Source organism: Acinetobacter sp. PK01 (assembly GCF_022819285.1).
Lineage (GTDB): Bacteria > Pseudomonadota > Gammaproteobacteria > Pseudomonadales > Moraxellaceae > Acinetobacter > Acinetobacter tandoii.
In genome coordinates this window covers 176,703-194,122 of record NZ_CP094643.1, presented here as the reverse complement: position 1 = coordinate 194,122, position 17,420 = coordinate 176,703, and the positions used below count along the sequence as shown (strand labels likewise).

Sequence of the window (17,420 nt, the reverse complement as noted above, 5' to 3'; positions counted from 1 at the left end):
AGCGATTACTTCGAACGTAAATCGATTTTGGCTTCCATTGAAAGTCCAACACGTAGCGGATGTTTCGCCAACTCTTGTGGATCAAGGGTAATTCGAACAGGTAATCGCTGTACCACTTTAATCCAGTTACCCGTCGCATTTTGCGCAGGAATGAGGGCAAAAGCAGCGCCTGTTCCACCAGAGAATCCCTGAACCGTACCGTGAAACTCAACAGCATCCCCATACAGGTCGGAAACTAAAGTGACTTTTTGCCCTGCACGAACTTTTTCTAACTGGCTTTCTTTGAAGTTGGCATCGACATAGAGTTGTGACACTGGTACGACCATCATCATCACAGTGCCAGGGGCAACACGTTGACCCACTTGAATATTTCGGCGTGTCACTACCCCATCAAGCGGGGCTTTAATCTGGGTACGTTCTAAATCTAGAAGCGCTTGTTTTAATTTGGTTTCAGCAATCAATACATCAGGCGTTGAGTTCTCATTACTGTCCTGAATCAAAGCATCATTAGCCGCCAAAGTACTTTGTGCCGCTTTTTGATTTGATTTTGCTTGGGCCAATGTTGCTTGTGAAACTGCCAAACTTGCTTGTGCATTTTCTACTGCAATTTGCGCTGTGCTTAATTCTTCTTTAGAAATAGCACCTGAAGCACTGAGTTGTTGACGACGCAGTAATTCTTTTTCCGCCTTGCCTAAATCCACTTGTGCCTTTTGCACCTGTGCCTCAGCGCTGTGAATACCATCATCACTGACAAAGACTTGCGAATTCAATGCACTACTGTTGGCACGCGTTTGCTTGTATTGACGCTTGGCTTTGGTGAGTTCTGCCTGTGCCGCGGCAACTGCAATTTTGGCATCGCGATCATCAATTTGAACCAGTACATCACCTTGTTTAACCGTTTGTGTATCTTTAACCAAAACTTGTTGTACTTGACCATTCACCATTGAGGTAATGGAAGCCGTTTCTGCACCAACATAGGCATTGTCTGTACTGACAAAATGGTTTAAAAATAATGCCCAAACTGCATAAACCACGGCAATAATCGCCAGTATTGCTCCAAATATCGCAAAGGACTTTTTACGTTTAGCTTGCATATTTGCGGCATTCGATTGTGGTGGAGTAGTTGAAGCTTCTGTCATCATTTCTTCCTTCAGCCAGACAGACTTGGTCACCACAAAATCCACAACTCAAACAGTTTTTTACTTATTTTTAAAAACTGAAGATTCGTGTCGATGAGAAAGTCATTTCTTTAATATAAATTTGGCTAGGAATTTTAAATAAAAAACTCATCATTTGAGAAATGATTTTTTAGACTGATCGGTTTATTAATTGATTCAAGCTGCCCTTATCTTGGCAGCTTAAAACTTATTTTGAGAGAAAATTTCAAATAAAATAATTTACTTTTCAACTACTTTAGAAAGCATAAGATGCAATCGCAGTCGCAATTGGTTTATCTTCATCATTTACCAAAGTCATACGCATGGTGCAACCTTTACGTCCTAAGCGTAAGGTTTCTGCACGGGCAACAAAGAATTTGCCACGTCCAGGAGCTAAATAATCGACTCGCATGTCCACCGTTGCCAGTCGCGTCACTTTCTTAATAGTGTCAGGCAATTGCTCAGGCTCAGTGCGTTTATACAGCTCGCCCATTGCCACGATTCCACCTACACTGTCTAGAATTGTTGCGGCAACGCCACCATGTAGAATTTGAAAAGCAACATTTCCAATCATGTACGGCTGCATTTCAATATAGCCTTCAATCTGCTGATCAACCACACGCATCGTCATGCCATTATGGGAGAAAAATGGCGAACTATTAAAGGCATGACATAATTGTTGCAATACCACATCAATATCGACTTTCGAACCCAAGTGGATTCCTCCCGTCCATTTCTTTTCCATATCGCTCATAAATCACTCAAACACCTAAAATTTTGAAAAAACGACCGCATTTTGCCCCTAAAGCTGTGTGATGGGTCTACAATACTGCCTAGTTTAATACTGATCAGTGAGATTGTTATGACTTATACGTTCAATCGTCCAGCATTTCCTGCCACCCGTATGCGTCGTATTCGAAAGAATGACCAATTACGTACCATGGTTCGGGAAACTCAACTCACGACTGATCACTTGATTTATCCTGTATTTGTACTGCCAGGTCAAAACCAAACCCAAGATATTCCAAGTATGCCGAAAATTCAGCGCCTTTCTGCTGATCTATTATTAAAAAAAGCGGAAACGTTATTAGAACTTGGTGTGTCTAAATTGGCACTGTTCCCTGTTACGCCACAAGAAGATAAAAGTTTAACTGCTGAAGCAGCATGGCGAGACGATGGTTTAGTGCAAAATACCGTTCGCTTACTTAAAAAAGAACTGCCTGAAATGGTGCTCATTACCGATGGTGCGCTCGATCCTTATACCACCCACGGTCAAGATGGCATTATTGATGACACAGGTTATGTTCTGAATGACGAAACCGTCGAATGCCTGATTAAACAAGCTTTGAGTCATGCAGAAGCAGGCGCAGATGTGGTTGCACCGAGTGACATGATGGATGGTCGTATTGGTGCAATTCGCCATGCCTTAGAGGCCAATGGACATATCTATACCAATATCATGGCGTATTCGGCGAAATATGCATCGAGCTTCTATGGTCCATTCCGTGATGCGGTTGGGTCTGCAAGTAACCTAAAAGGTGGCAATAAATACAATTACCAAATGGATGTCGGCAACCGTGCCGAAGCCTTACATGAAATTGCACTGGATATTCAGGAAGGTGCAGACATGGTGATTGTTAAACCAGGAATGCCGTACTTAGACATCGTGCGTGAAGTCAAAGATACCTTTGGTATTCCAACTTTTGTTTATCAAGTCAGTGGTGAATACGCGATGTTAGCGGGTGCCATTCAAAATGGCTGGTTATCTGATCAAGTCATTATTGAATCCTTGATGAGCTGTCGTCGTGCGGGTGCAGATGGGATTTGGACCTACTTCGCGGAAGAAGCAGCGCTTAAACTTAAAGCCATGAACTAATTGATCTCAAATTTTTATGAATATCGTCATTATTGGTGCTGGCATTAGTGGTCTATTATCAGCTTTAGAATTGGCCGAACAAGGTTGTCAGGTCAATATTTATAACCAAACCTATGCAGGGCAAGCCTCATGGGCGGGTGGCGGTATTCTTTCTCCAATGTACCCTTGGCGCTATCCACGTGCAGTCAACCTCTTGGCACAACATGGTAAAGCGCTATACCAAACATGGAATGAAAAATTACAGCCCGTAACAGGCATAGATTTCGAAATTCATGAAACAGGGATGTTAATTTTGGACGAAACCGATTTCGAAGTCGGTTTAAATTATAAAACTCAATTCCAAGACCCCATGCAGCACTGCGAATACTTGCAGCGGGAACAACTAGATCAGGTCAATCCACATCTTTCCGAACAGTTTCAACATGCGATTTACTTTCCAGAAATCGCCAATGTACGCAATCCTCGACTATTACAATCTCTACGTCATTATTTAGAACAACATCCGAAGGTTCAATTTTTCGATCAAATGCCTATTCAGAAATTTCATATTCAGCAGGACAAAATTGAATATGTAGAAACTGAAACAGGACAGAAAGTTTATGCAGATCAATTCGTGCTAACCACGGGTGCTTGGTCTGGTTTATGGTCAGCACAACTGGGCTTGGAACTACCCGTTCGCCCAGTACAAGGGCAAATGGCACTCATTAAAACCCCTGCCCACTGGTTACCAACCATGTGTATGAATCGGGTGATGTATCTCATTCCACGGATGGATGGTCATATTGTCTGTGGTTCTAGCATGCAAGAGTGTGGGTTTAATGCTAAAACCACCAAGCAGACTCAACAGAATATTTTAGAAGCTGCTTATGAAATGGTGCCTGAGTTAACCCAATTCCCTGTAGTGCAAAATTGGGCTGGATTACGTCCTAGTTCACCCGAAGGTATTCCTTATATTGGTCAGTTACCCCATCTCCATAATGTCTGGGTCAACCTCGGGCATTTTAGAAATGGTTTATGTATGGGACCTGCATCAGCGCAACTGCTACGTCAGCTTATCTTGAAGCAACCTACATCTGTAGATTCGACTATTTACAGTCCAGAACAATTGCTTAAACCAGAAATAATGACCAGTTAAAAACACTGCTCCACATCAAAGCAAATCATTTAATGCTTCTTTTAAAGTCGGAAACTTGAACTCAAACCCTGCTTGCTGAAGGGCTTTAGATTGCACGAATTGACCATTTAAAATCAATTGTGATTGCTCCCCCAATAGGCTTTTAAAAACCCAAGCTGGCATACTTAACAACGGATGTCGTTTTAAACTAAGTGCTGCAATATTCACAAATTGACTCTGTGTGACTTTTTCTGGTGCAACCACATTAAAGACTTTCTGTTCAGTCTCATGGGTCAGAATAAACTCCATCGCACGTAGTACATCCTGAATGTGTACCCAGACCACAGGCTGCCGCCCATGTCCTATACGTCCGACCAAATTCCATTTAATTGGAAACAACATCTGCGGCAATATGCCACCACCACGCCCAAAAACCACACCAAGCCGCATAATTTTAGTGTGCTGCGTCGTATCTGCACGAGCTGCCTGTTCCCACTGTTGGCAAAGTTGCGACATAAAAATGTCTTGAGCAGGTGATTCTTCTGTACAAACTTGCTGCCATTGCTCCGAAGCATCAATACCGTAGTATCCCACCGCAGAACCCGACAAAATACATTTCGGGAAAATTTGTCTACGTTGTAAAAATTGGTAGAGGGCTTGAGTTGTGTTGACCCGACTTTGAATCAGTTTCTGTTTGCGCTGTGCAGTCCATCGCCCTTGCGCAATACTTTCGCCCGCCAGATTAATCACATAATCAATAGAGTGCAGTTGTAGTTCATCAAAATGCTGAATCCAGCTTAAATCAGGATGGGTTCGGGGTTGTGGTTTCCGAGAAACACCAATCACCTGATAATCTCGCTCCAGTAAATAAGGCAACAAATGGGAACCAATAAACCCTGAAGCTCCCGTAATCAACACCACAGGTTTGTACATAAAACAATCTCTTGGCTAGATGTTTTATCTATAAATGAGATAGACAATAAATACAAGTTTATATGCATTAACCCAACATTTTGTTTGCCATACGTTGTGCTTGGGTACCATAAAACCAATAGGTGAGCAAATATAGTGGAATGGCAATTAACAAAAACATAATCAACACCACTGCCATAAATTGCGGTTGTTGCAAATACAGCAAAAGATCTTGCCAAATGGTTGGATTACTGCGTGAGAAGAAATAAATCCCACCGAGTAAGCCCAGTAAATTATAGCCCCAGAAAATCAGGCTAAACCCCAAAGTAAAATGCTTTCGTTCTGTCTGCGTTGGGGCACGCTTTTGTTCTTTCAGGAATTTGAATAATACCCAAATCATTGCCACCAGATAAGGCACCGCTGTCAGTACCCCTCCCATCCCTCTTGGCATCAATGCTGCCAAAACACCGCAAATACATGTGAACAGAAAGCACAGTACAAAAAACCAAATAAAATAGCGGCGCAGTGGTATCATGAATACAGCTCAACAGGGGCAAAAAGCCATTATAAAAAAAATTTCAATCTTTTTTCATTTTCTTGTCAACCAATTCAAACTTGTTCACGTTATTAAGAGTACAAGGTTCGAAACCGTCAATTTGTACTGGCATCCACAATATTTTCGGCGACCTTCTACCTAAAGCAATAAGCTTGGCGTGAATGTCAAACTTTTAAAACAGCAGCTTAAAAGTTTGGTGTATCCACCGTTTTTTGACCGACGATTTCATCATCACTCGAATCGTCGGTCTTTATTTTTTAGAACAATAAAAATAGGAACTCAGATCATGCAGCCATTGGTCTACTTTGAAATTCAATCATCAAACCCTGCACGTGATCTTCAATTTTACCAAGCGGTCTTTGGTTGGACATTTACCAAGGTTGAAGGTCTTCCCATCGAATATTATCAAATTGATACAGCGAATATACATGGCGGTTTATTAAAGCGCCCTGCGGAAATTCCTCCGACACATTGCGGCACCAATGCCTTTACCTGTTCCATTCAAGTGGAAGATTTTGATACAACTGCGGCAAAAATTTTAGCGCAGGGAGGACAAGAAGCCATGCCCAAATTCGCTATTCCAAATAAATGTTGGCAAGGCTATTTCATCGATCCAGATCACAACACTTTTGGCTTGGTACAACTCGACCCAAATGCAGCGTAAGGAATAATTTTCGCGACTAAAATTGTCATCACCTACAGCATATCTGGGCATGTAAAATATGCTAAGTTATACACGGCATTTTCACGCTTTGAGATCATATGACTGTTCGCTTTTTTCATACTTCTGACTGGCACTTGGGACAATTTTTTTATAACCACTCTCGTCAGTATGAACATGAACAGTTTTTAACGTGGCTGATTGATCAAATTAAATTAAAACAGCCACATGCCCTACTCATTGCAGGGGATATTTTCGATGTGATTAACCCCGCATCTAGTGCGCAAAAACAACTCTATCAATTTTTGGCGGATGCACATGCGGTGGCTCCGCACATGCAAACGCTCATGATTGCAGGTAACCATGACTCAGGTTATCGCATTGAACAGGTCGAGCCATTGCTGTCTAAATACAATGCCAAAGCTGTTGGAGTCATTCATAAAAATACCGAAGGACAGCTCGATTTAAATCGCTTACTCATTCCTATTTATAATGAACAGCAGCACATTGTGGCTTGGTGCCTAAGCCTACCATTTTTACGTCCTGCTGAAATTACAGGAATCAACGAACAAACCAACGATAGTAAAGCGGCTATCGCCCATTTGCATCAACAGCTCATTGCGGCAGCTAAACAGCGTAAAACGAAAGATCAAGCCTTAATCCTGATGTCGCATGCCCATATGCAAGGTGCAGAAACCTCAGACTCAGAACGCCCGATTATTATTGGCAATGAAGAAGCACTTTCAACGGCGCTGTTTGATGAGGTCATTGATTATGTAGCATTAGGTCATTTGCATAAACCACAAAAGGTTGGACAAGACCATATTCGTTATAGTGGCTCTCCCATTCCACTGTCCTTTAGTGAAGTCAATTACAAACACCAAGTCTTAGAAATTACCATAGATCCACAACTCGCTTCTCCAGAACGCGTACAACTCGAAGTGTTGCCTATTCCACGCAGTATCGCCCTACACCGCATTCGTGGCGAAATGCATGATGTATTGCAACAACTTAGCACTTTAGCGACGGGAGAAATTGAGAATATTGATCAACGTGAATATATCGATATTGAATATCATAGCCTGACACCGCCTCCTCCCAATTTACGCCAGCAATTTGAACAGGCATTACCTGAAAATCGCTATCGTTTAGTCAGAATTTCACGCCAATATTTATCTTCGGAGCAAGATGGATCAAATACACAAGCGATACAGCTTGAACCACCAACCCCAGCACAACTTTTTCAAAATGTATGGCAGAAGCAGGGCTATTCCGCCGATGATGAAGTTCTGAATGACTTTATGAGTTTGGTACATGAAGCAGAAAAGATTTTAGAAGATGAACAAAATAGTTAAAGGGTTGCCATGAAAATTTTATCCATTCGAATTAAAAATCTGGCATCTCTTGCAGGCGAACATTTAATTGATTTTTCTGCTGAACCCCTTGCCAACGCAGGCCTCATCGCGATTGTAGGTAAAACAGGCGCAGGGAAATCGACCATTTTAGATGCGATGTGTTTGGCACTGTTCAATAAAATTCCACGTTTAAAAGACAGTGATGGTAAATTGCTGGATAGCGATGGCTCAGAGTTACTCACCAATTCGCCACTCACGGTTTTGCGTCGCGGTACAGGGCATGGTTTTGCGGAATTATGTTTTATCGCCCAAGATCAAAAATGTTATTTGGCGCGTTGGGAAGTCAAACGTGCGCGTGAAAGTGCCTCAGGCAAACTTCAAAATGTACAACGTTACTTAAAATGTTTAACTGACGATGTCGTGATTGCTGATAAAAGTAAAGCCGTCGAAACTCATATTCAACAACTTACCCAACTCAGTTTTGAACAGTTTACCCGTGCAGTATTATTAGCACAGTCAGAAGTGACTGCTTTTTTAAAAGCCCGTGACAATGAACGTGGCGAATTATTAGAATATCTGACCAATTCCAGTATTTTCGGTAAAATTGGACAACTGGCTTATGAAAAAACCAAATCAATTGCAACACAACGCAAGGAACTGGAAAATGTCTTAGGTCATATTGAAATTCGCTCAGAAGAAGAAATTACAGCGCTATGCAATCAATATGAAACTACTCAACAGCATTATCAAAGACTTGAAGAGGAAAAATCACAATACCTTCAACAACAGCAATGGTTTGCACAACGCTATAAATTAGAACAAGATATTATTCTGAAACAGCAACAGTATGAAATCCAGCAACAAGCCCATGCTAACTTAGCGCAAAATCGCCAACAACTGAATCAACTCGAAACTTTTTCTGCCATACGTCCCATCGTATTTCAACAACAACAGATTCTAAACACGCTACAACAGCTTGAACCGCAAATTCAGCAACAACAACATCATTTTATTAGTTTAAGTCGCCAGTTTGAGCAAGAACAAAATCGTTTTCAACATGCCGAAACTACGCTACATCAGTTACAAGATTTCGAGTTGCAACATCAGCAAGAACTGAGCGATGTCCGTAAATATGTACAAGAACGCGACTATATTGCGGATGAATACAAAAAGACGAAAACTCGTCTGCAACAACTAAGTATGCAGCAGCAACCCCTACTCGAACAGCAACAACAGTCTGAACAACAACTACAACAATTGATCACTCAGCAGCAATTCTGTGCTACTCAATTACAAAATAGCGATCAATTTGCAATTTTAGATCAGGGTTTACAGGCTCATCTTCAGCAAATCAATCAATTTATTGATTACTACCAAAAAGTTGAATCAAGCTTAGGGAATATCCCGCAAGCACAGCAACAACTTGATCAAGACAAAATTCTACTACAAAAATTAGTCGCAGAATTTGGGACGACGGCTCAAATTGAAACGCAACGAGAACAACAACAGAAGAACAAAGAGCAACAACTTACTCGACTTAATCAACTGGATTCAGCTCAGCAAAAATTGGCGTATTTCTTTACTTTAACCGATGAAATCCTGAGTCTAAAGAACAAACTAAACAGCATTCAACAACAGCAGCAACAATACGAGCAAAACACGAAACAAGCAGAAATCGAGTTTCAGGTGGCAAAAGAGGAACGAGAAAAATTACAAAGTTTCTTACAACAACAACGCTTATTACATGCTGAAAATGTTGAACATTTGCGTGCAGCATTACAACAAGGTGAAGCCTGTATGGTCTGTGGTAGTACAGAACATCCTTATCGTGATGATGAAAATCAAGTTTCCAAAGCATTGTATGAACTGCAACAACAACAGGAACAACAAGCGATTCAACAGGAACAACTATGTCTACAGCTTTGGCAAACCACTCAACAACAATTGACTCAAATTAGCGCTGAGCAAGTCCAACTACAGCATTCATTACAACAACTGAATGAAAAATCAGAACGACAAAGAAATGAATTACAACAACATCTCACACTATCCGAGCTAGTTCTAGATTTAACTCATCCTCAACAGGAAATCTTGACTACACTACAACAAAGCGTTGCCGAAAATACCCAACTCAAACAACAAACTGAATTTTATTTACAACAGCTCAATCAAGCCTATAAAGAGCAGTTGCAACTCACACAACGCATTCAACACCATACACATCAACTCGCATCGGTGCAGCAGTGGCAACAACAAATCCAGCAGATTATTGATTGTCTAGCACCGCACGAACAAGCTACGTGGGTAGAACAACCGCTACTGACTGCACAACACACAATGCAATGTTTACAGCAACGCGTACAGCAAATTGCACAACGTGATAGTTTAAATAAACAGAAAGAACAGGCTGAACAACAACTGAACATTCTCAAAGCGAATCTTAATCATTTGAATGTACAGCTCATCGATTTCGAGCAACAACTTAAAGCGGTTGAAGCGAAAGGCAAACACAATGCTGAAGCAGCTCAGCAACTTATTGTTAGCATGATTGGCTCAACCGAGCTCAAGGCGAATGAATGGCTTCAACAGCATGATCAACAACGTCACCACTTACAACAACAATACCAACAGCTCAAACTTAGTTTTGAACAGGCACGTCAAAATTTTGAACAACATAAAAATGCCTTGGAACAATTAAAAGCACAACAACAACAACAACAACATGCACTCGAGCAAACTCAAACAGAAATTTCAACATGGTTAACGCAGCACAGTGAATTTACTGAGCCATTATTAAAAACGCTACTTGCGATTTCCTCAACTCAGGAACAACAACTGCGTTTATCTTTACAACAGGCAGACCGTCTATTGAATGAAGCTGCCTATGCTTTGCAAACGCTGCAAGCGCAGTTACAGCAACATCAGCAGCAGCAACCTGAAATTGACCACGATCAATTGCTCCAATTACTTGAACAAAATGCTGTGCAATTACAACAACTGTTGGAGCAACGTGATCAACTCAAATTAACACTGGAATTGCATCAGCAAAATTTAGCTAAGCAACAGCAATTCGCGACCCAAATACAACAAATCCAGCAACAGGAACATCGTTGGGCTAAAATTTCAGGTCTCATGGGTGATGCCACAGGGAAAAAGTTCCGCGACTTGGCACAACAATATCATCTTGATATTTTAATTGAATACGCCAACCAACAATTAGCCCTTCTATCACAACGTTATACCTTAAAGCGCTTGGATAACTCGCTCAGTCTCGCCATTATTGATCATGATATGGATGGTGAAACCCGTTCGGTTGCTTCGCTTTCAGGGGGAGAATCTTTCCTAACCGCATTGGCTTTATCCTTAGCTATTGCCAATATGGCAGCAGGCTCGATGAAAATTGAGTCGCTATTTATTGATGAAGGTTTTGGCACTTTAGATGCTTCATCTTTGCATATGGTCATGAATGCTTTTGATCAATTACAAAATCAAGGACGCAAAGTCGTGTTGATCTCACATATTCAAGAAATGCATGAGCGCATTCCAGTTCAAATTCAAGTACAACCCATGGGTTCTGGCTCGAGTCGTATTCAGATTGTGTCTTAAGTGTTTATAAGTAATATTCAGTCAATTCAACCACCTTTCTTAATCCATCAGACAATAAAAAAGGCTTCGTTTTAGAAGCCTTTTTTATGTTCAGCAAGTGCTTAAGTTACATTACTTTTTACGTAATGCATCCTGACATTCTTGCTCATCACAGTAGCCATACAGATTTAATGAATGTCCTGTTAAGGTAAACCCATGTTTTTCTGCCACTGTATGTTGTTCATGTTCAATAACTTCGTTAGTAAATTCAACAACTTTATTGCAGTTTTGGCAAACCAAGTGATCATGATGATCATCTTGCATAATTTCAAAAACAGAATGATTATTTTCAAAATGGTGACGCTGAATAATACCAGCAGCTTCGAATTGCGTTAACACGCGGTAAACAGTTGCTAAACCGACATCTTCACCCTGTTCGAGTAAAGTCTTATAGATATCTTCCGCGCTTAAATGATGTTGCTTTGAATTTTCTAATAATTCTAATATTTTAATTCGTGGAAGTGTAACTTTAAGTCCAGCTTTGCGTAAGTCTTGGTTTGAAATAGGCATGTAAAAAGGTCTCTCTCAACAAATTTAAAGTTGGAATATGCAACAAAGTTAAGATGCAGTATGATCTATCCGTGGATCAAATGCATCAAAATTAATTTGGGATAGTGTAGCAAAATGCAAAAAATCATGTTGACGTTATTCGTCACTTCACTGCTCGCGGGCTGTTCGACCTTGGGCGTTTATAAAGTAGATATTCCTCAAGGAACACCATTAACACAAGCCCAAGCTTCAAAAATTCAAGTTGGCATGAGTTACCAACAGGTGCGTTTTTTACTCGGTAGTCCAACCATTACAGATCCATTAAATCCATTACGATGGGACTACGTCTACAATTATATCCCAGGAACTTATGCTAAAAAAGCCAAGATTCCCGCAGCGCATGGTCAGCATTTGAAAATTTACTTCGATCAAAACGGTATTGTGAACAAGATTGAAGGTCTAGAAACGATTCCAGAATCACAACCTGGTTTACCTGGATCGAAAGAAGCGATTTTAACTGCGCCTCCACTATAGACGCTTTAAAATAAAAAGAAACCCCTCATTGAGGGGTTTTTCATATCATTTCAATTGTTTAAAGCGATTGCCTTTGGCATAGCGTCCTACAGGGTTATTGGCTGCACGGTTACGTCGAATGTCCTTTGGATTAATGGTCAACGCCCGATAAATCTCAACCCGATCACCCGCTTGCAGCAATTGTGCAGAGTTTTCAAGACGTACACCAAAGATCCCCAACTGCAAAATTTCAGGTAATTCAACCTGCTCTCGAATTCCACTTTGCTCGATTGCATCTAATGCAGTCATACCCGATTGAAAGGGAACTTCTAGATGAAATTGTTGTTCGGAGGTCGCATAAGCTACCCAAACTTTGGCTTGCTCCACCATCAGATCAATTGTCCTAATACCGACACAATTGCAAGAATGATCGCCAGTGGAAGTACAATGCGCACCGCAATACGCCAGAGATTGTAAAATAGCTCACTACTAAAATTCATCGCTTTGCGCAAATGGCTAATTTTCATAATCCAGCCCGCAAAAATCGCATAGATTAAGCAAATGACTAGACCCCAAAGCACCAAAACAATATGGAATACGGGTGTAATTTCTGGAATAGCCCACACGAACACAGCAGCGACGAGAATTGCCCATTGCACTGCCACCATCACTTGACGTTGTACCAATTGCTCACGTGCAAGCTGTAGTAGCAGTGCCGCCCCTACAACAGTTGCAACCAACAAAGCAATCACAGGTAATTGTGCCGCTACAGCAAAATAGGCAAATGCCAACACAGCCACCAACTGGGCAATCCAAATAGGCAATACAGTTTTGCTGGCAACATCATCTTGATTCACTTGAACTAAGCTGGTTTGCCAATACAGCCCCAAACCTAAACCGCTCGCAACCAATGCCAACACGGTTGCACTGCCCCACTCGCTAAACTCAAGTGCAGTCATTTGCCAAGTAGGTAAAGCTGTTCCACTCACTTGTGCAAAAACCAACGCGGCAATGACACCAATAGCGGTGATTAATGCCAAAATCATACGTGGGGCTAAAGATAAAATAACAGCTGCAATAGCTGATCCCACAAAAAGATATTGTGGGGCAATGCCTTGAGCTACCCATTGTGCGCTGTATTGACTGACACTAAATAACATCGCGCCCGCTAGAAATGGAATAAACACCACCGCCATCCAACCGACTAAACGCCATCTTGGAGATGCATCTGCATCACGGGTTAAATTAGATAGTGCATTTAATGCTGTAGTTTTCGAACGCTTAGCCAAAGCAATTTCTAAATAGCAAATTGGCAAAGCCAAAACCAACATAGTGCCTAACCAGAGCAACCAGAAATCGAGTTGACGCTCTGTTTGTATTCCCACTATTGGTGCCACAGTGGCAATAATGATGAATGACAAACAAAAAGCCATCAGCGGCGATAACCATCGTGACATAGCATTGTCCTGCATGATGCATTCCTAATAAAAATCTATCGCTATTTTGCCTTTGTCATGCATGAAAATCAAAAAGAAAAGCAAACCACCGTATTCGATGGCTTGCTGCGCCAATGCTTTTATTTCTTTTTTTAGCTTTTTAATTCTTTTGCACAGCTTGTCCTTGCCGAATCTTAGACCCTGCTGTACTTAAGAGAAGAACCGAGCAAACCAATTCTTACCTTTTTTCTTCTCTTTTTCTTTAATAATTCCCATCATGTTTTCTTTGACAGCACCAACATAATCAGCATCATCGTGTTGGATATGGTTAATCAACCATTTCGCCAAGACTTCATGTAATTCTGCTTCAATCGAGTGCCCCATTTCAAAACGGTCACGGTACGACTCAATTTTTTTAATAAATAAGTCATGCACACGTTTATGCGGTACACGGTATTTATAACCCGCTTCTTCTTGTAGAGACTCTTCAAAAGTAAAATGCGATTGGGTGTAATCAATAATATTATCGAGAATTTGTTTAATGCGATCACGGTCGGTGTGAAGAGCAATATCATTAATTTCATTAATATAATCAAGGATTCGCTTATGCTGATCATCAATCACATCGATACCAGTATTATATTCTGGAACCCATTTCATCTTGATACGCCCCCATTTAAAATTCATCATTCGTTACTTGAAAAGGATAGTAACGGTATTAAATTTAAATAAAAAACAAGTAAATCAGTCTGGATTCAAGTTTTTAGCGAAAATCATTGACTAAGATAATGATATATATATATTAATTTGTTTATACCCGACTAAAAGAATAAGATATTTTTTAACCAAAAAGTTTATTTTTTCTTTAATTATGAAAACCTTAATTTTAACAATCAAGTAGCATCATTCTGCAATTCTCGCGCCACTCTCAATATTGATCAGCACGAGTGATGCGTTTTAAAGTCGGATTAGCTTTCTCACGAACTAAGCGCTCGACCTGAGTAAATGCACGCTGAATTGGTTGCCCGTACTGGAATAAAATCATTTCGCCAGGTTGAAATGCCTGCCAGATTTCATTTTGTGTCAATGGTTCGGTTGTAATGACGGCTACGCGATCTTCAGGAGTTGTCACTTGACTAAAATCAACTTCGACATCGAGATCAATTAACTGTGCAGGTTTAAATGGGTATTCACGTACCAACCAATGTAATTTGGTAATGGCATAGCTAAATAAAGCCTGACCATTGGATAAACAGAAATTAAAAGTTCCGTGTTCTGCAATTTTTGGAGCAATTTCTAAGAGTAGCTCAAATACTTGAGCTAAAGATGGTTCGACATAACCAAATTTTGCGACCAATTGATCCAATAAAAAACAAAATGCGCGTTCACTGTCCGTATTGCCAATCGGGGTAAAGTGTCCAGTTAATGGCGGATCAAAATCAAGCAAATCCCCATTATGGGCAAAAATCCATTGACGTCCCCATAACTCACGCATAAACGGATGTGAATTTTCTAAGTTAATTTTGCCTTGTGTCGCTTTACGAATATGCGCAATCACATTGCGTGATTTAATCGGATAATTCCGCACCAGTTCCGCAATTGGAGATTCAACCGCCGACTGATTATCCACAAATAAGCGGCAAGCTTTGTCTTCAAAAAAAGCAATGCCGAAACCATCACAATGATCTGAAGTAATGCCCGCACGCTGTGAAAAACCACGGAAAGAGAAGGTAATATCCGTTGGGGTCGCACAATTCATTCCGAGCAACTGGCACATAAGCAACTATAAACACTTTAATAGATTATGGGTTTATTGTGCATGACGACAGCAAGGCTTGTAAATCTTAATCTGTGCTAGGTTCAGTAATTTTAATGCTTAACGCTGAATCAGCTTTTTCATGACAAAACTCTTCGCCATTTTATTCACTTCGAGTAACACAAAATAATCCAGACAATTAAATTCACGATCATAAAATGCCTGCTGTGATAATTTGGCATGCATTTTTAAATACACATCAAACAATTTGGGAATTTTTTCATCTTGCGCAAAACTATATTCTGGATATGTGGGTTCATATGCCTCTTGGGGTTGAATCGCACACGTTTGTTCAGGACTGAGTTGTTTTAAATATTGATGCGTATAATACGCACGTGCCTGATTGCCTTGTAAGCGGATACTGACACAACCAATCAAATATTTTGCCCGCATCTCCCAAAGTACCTTAGGAACAAGATTGAGCCACAATATGGATAAGGCGCGACTAGAACGATAGCGATGATGTACACATGTTCGTCCAATTTCTACAATATTGGATAAATGCCCAAGTTCATCAATAATTTTAAATTCTTGCGCGCTATAACTCTGTGCCAAATCTTCTCCTTGCAAGAGTTTTAACCGTGTATAAGCAACAATTTCATTGCTGTATTTATCGCGCAGTACTGCATGTTCACAGCCAAAATCATACAAGTCCTGATCGATGTCTTGATCAAATTGAATCCCGAATTGTTGGGAAAATTGTGCTGCTCGGAATTTCTGGACTTCGTGCAATTGCTTTAAATCTTCTACCCATTCAAAGTGGTATTGATGAGTCTGTTTTGTCGCTTTTTTTTGTAATGGCAAAGTAAAGTTTTGACGATATAGATTCAACTTTTCAAACATTGTTATGTGCTCTTCTGGCTTTTTTCATACACTAGGCAATCCAGATGACAATACAATGACCAAAAATGGACGGCTGTTAAATAATCTCCACAATAAAAAACCAGTCCTTAAGGACTGGTTCTAAACATAAGATAAAGCGAATGGGTTAGTGTTTGGCACGATTGGTAATTAATGTACCCACACCATGATCGGTAAAGATTTCTAATAACGTTGCATGTGGAACACGACCATCCACAATATGTGCGCTCACCACACCACCTTTAACCGCATCTAAGGCACAGCCCACTTTTGGAATCATGCCACCATAAATCACGCCTGTTTCAATCAGACGGTCAACTTCCTGCGTGGTTAAGCCCGTAAGCAAGTTTTTATTTTCATCCAATACGCCCGAAATATTGGTCAGCAAAATCAGCTTTTCTGCACCGAGTGCTTCAGCAACTTTGCCAGCAACCAAATCTGCATTGATGTTATAAGTATTCCCTTGATCATCGACACCCAACGGCGCAATTACAGGAATAAAATCACTTTGAGTAAACATTTCCAGTACATCAGTTTTCACACCAATGACTTCACCCACCAAACCTAAATCAATTTCTTTGACTGAACCATCTTCTTGGTTTTTCTGCATCAACAATTTTCGTGCGCGAATTAAATTGCCATCTTTACCCGTTAAACCAATGGCACGACCGCCATGTTGATTAATTAGATTGACGATGGATTTATTCACACTGCCACCCAGCACCATTTCCACCACTTCCATGGTTGCAGGGTCAGTCACACGCATACCATCAATACGGTCAGACTCACGCCCCAATTGTTTTAGGAAAGAGTCAACTTGAGGGCCACCACCATGCACCACAATTGGGTTTAAACCGACGGTTTTTAATAACACAATGTCACGTGCAAATGAGCTTTCCAACTCAGGATCGGTCATTGCATTGCCGCCATATTTTACGACCAGCGTTTTACCCGAAAAACGTTGAATATACGGCAAAGCTTCTGTCAAAATTTGTGCTTTGTCGATGCCAGTCTGCTGATGTGGCATTC

At 40.7% G+C, this 17,420-nt stretch carries 17 protein-coding genes; 6 read left to right on the top strand and 11 right to left on the bottom strand.

The genetic code is table 11. From position 1 onward, the window contains the following. Positions 1-5: 5 nt before the first annotated feature. Together MP622_RS00920 and MP622_RS00915 are read right to left on the bottom strand one after the other, a co-directional pair. The gene (locus MP622_RS00920) at positions 6-1,139 is read right to left on the bottom strand and encodes an HlyD family efflux transporter periplasmic adaptor subunit (protein WP_044738219.1); all 1,134 of its coding nucleotides are present in this window, start codon (positions 1,137-1,139) and stop codon (positions 6-8) included. 274 nt (positions 1,140-1,413) lie between these two features. Next, a complete protein-coding gene (locus tag MP622_RS00915; RefSeq protein ID WP_016167246.1) occupies positions 1,414-1,911 on the bottom strand; it encodes a thioesterase family protein in 498 nt (165 codons plus the stop codon). A gap of 108 nt (positions 1,912-2,019) precedes the next feature. Here MP622_RS00915 and hemB point away from each other — a divergent pair, with 108 nt between their 5' ends. Further along, positions 2,020-3,033, top strand: a complete 1,014-nt coding sequence (gene hemB / locus MP622_RS00910; RefSeq protein WP_243792056.1) for a porphobilinogen synthase — start codon at positions 2,020-2,022, stop codon at positions 3,031-3,033. Positions 3,034-3,049: 16 nt separating this feature from the next. Next, positions 3,050-4,168, top strand: coding sequence for a glycine oxidase ThiO (thiO, locus tag MP622_RS00905; protein WP_243792054.1), 1,119 nt, complete (start codon positions 3,050-3,052; stop codon positions 4,166-4,168). Positions 4,169-4,183: 15 nt separating this feature from the next. On the opposite strand, the gene MP622_RS00900 is transcribed toward thiO, so the two are convergent. Beyond that, positions 4,184-5,080 (bottom strand): TIGR01777 family oxidoreductase, encoded by an 897-nt coding sequence (locus MP622_RS00900; RefSeq protein ID WP_243792053.1) that lies wholly within the window; start codon positions 5,078-5,080, stop codon positions 4,184-4,186. Between the two features lie 67 nt (positions 5,081-5,147). Then, the gene (locus tag MP622_RS00895) at positions 5,148-5,594 is read right to left on the bottom strand and encodes an ABZJ_00895 family protein (RefSeq protein ID WP_243792051.1); all 447 of its coding nucleotides are present in this window, start codon (positions 5,592-5,594) and stop codon (positions 5,148-5,150) included. 307 nt (positions 5,595-5,901) lie between these two features. Between MP622_RS00895 and MP622_RS00890 the strand changes: the two genes are divergently transcribed. From MP622_RS00890 to MP622_RS00880, 3 genes are all read left to right on the top strand, one after another. Next, the gene (locus MP622_RS00890) at positions 5,902-6,279 is read left to right on the top strand and encodes a VOC family protein (protein WP_016167251.1); all 378 of its coding nucleotides are present in this window, start codon (positions 5,902-5,904) and stop codon (positions 6,277-6,279) included. Between the two features lie 98 nt (positions 6,280-6,377). Further along, complete coding sequence (locus tag MP622_RS00885) at positions 6,378-7,631, top strand: exonuclease SbcCD subunit D (RefSeq protein WP_151505321.1); 1,254 nt, start codon at positions 6,378-6,380, stop codon at positions 7,629-7,631. Positions 7,632-7,640: 9 nt separating this feature from the next. Then, positions 7,641-11,237 carry an SbcC/MukB-like Walker B domain-containing protein gene (locus MP622_RS00880; protein WP_243792049.1) on the top strand — a complete coding sequence of 1,199 codons (3,597 nt, stop codon included), beginning with the start codon at positions 7,641-7,643 and terminating at the stop codon, positions 11,235-11,237. A 111-nt stretch (positions 11,238-11,348) separates the two neighbouring features. On the opposite strand, the gene fur is transcribed toward MP622_RS00880, so the two are convergent. Next, positions 11,349-11,786, bottom strand: coding sequence for a ferric iron uptake transcriptional regulator (gene fur / locus MP622_RS00875; RefSeq protein ID WP_016167254.1), 438 nt, complete (start codon positions 11,784-11,786; stop codon positions 11,349-11,351). A 114-nt stretch (positions 11,787-11,900) separates the two neighbouring features. Here fur and bamE point away from each other — a divergent pair, with 114 nt between their 5' ends. Continuing rightward, positions 11,901-12,299 carry an outer membrane protein assembly factor BamE gene (gene bamE / locus MP622_RS00870; RefSeq protein WP_016167255.1) on the top strand — a complete coding sequence of 133 codons (399 nt, stop codon included), beginning with the start codon at positions 11,901-11,903 and terminating at the stop codon, positions 12,297-12,299. A gap of 45 nt (positions 12,300-12,344) precedes the next feature. Here bamE and MP622_RS00865 read toward each other — a convergent pair whose 3' ends face one another. The 6 genes from MP622_RS00865 to argB form a co-directional block, all read right to left on the bottom strand. Continuing rightward, a complete protein-coding gene (locus tag MP622_RS00865) occupies positions 12,345-12,665 on the bottom strand; it encodes an RnfH family protein (protein WP_171285002.1) in 321 nt (106 codons plus the stop codon). Between the two features lie 2 nt (positions 12,666-12,667). Then, positions 12,668-13,750, bottom strand: a complete 1,083-nt coding sequence (locus MP622_RS00860; RefSeq protein ID WP_243792047.1) for a hypothetical protein — start codon at positions 13,748-13,750, stop codon at positions 12,668-12,670. A gap of 174 nt (positions 13,751-13,924) precedes the next feature. Continuing rightward, positions 13,925-14,380 (bottom strand): bacteriohemerythrin, encoded by a 456-nt coding sequence (locus MP622_RS00855; protein ID WP_044738243.1) that lies wholly within the window; start codon positions 14,378-14,380, stop codon positions 13,925-13,927. Positions 14,381-14,642: 262 nt separating this feature from the next. Beyond that, on the bottom strand, positions 14,643-15,491 hold the full coding sequence (locus MP622_RS00850) for a class II glutamine amidotransferase (protein ID WP_243792045.1): 849 nt from the start codon (positions 15,489-15,491) through the stop codon (positions 14,643-14,645). Between the two features lie 99 nt (positions 15,492-15,590). Next, complete coding sequence (locus MP622_RS00845; RefSeq protein WP_243792043.1) at positions 15,591-16,373, bottom strand: GNAT family N-acetyltransferase; 783 nt, start codon at positions 16,371-16,373, stop codon at positions 15,591-15,593. A gap of 145 nt (positions 16,374-16,518) precedes the next feature. Further along, positions 16,519-17,418 (bottom strand): acetylglutamate kinase, encoded by a 900-nt coding sequence (gene argB, locus MP622_RS00840; protein ID WP_104441502.1) that lies wholly within the window; start codon positions 17,416-17,418, stop codon positions 16,519-16,521. Positions 17,419-17,420: the final 2 nt, after the last annotated feature.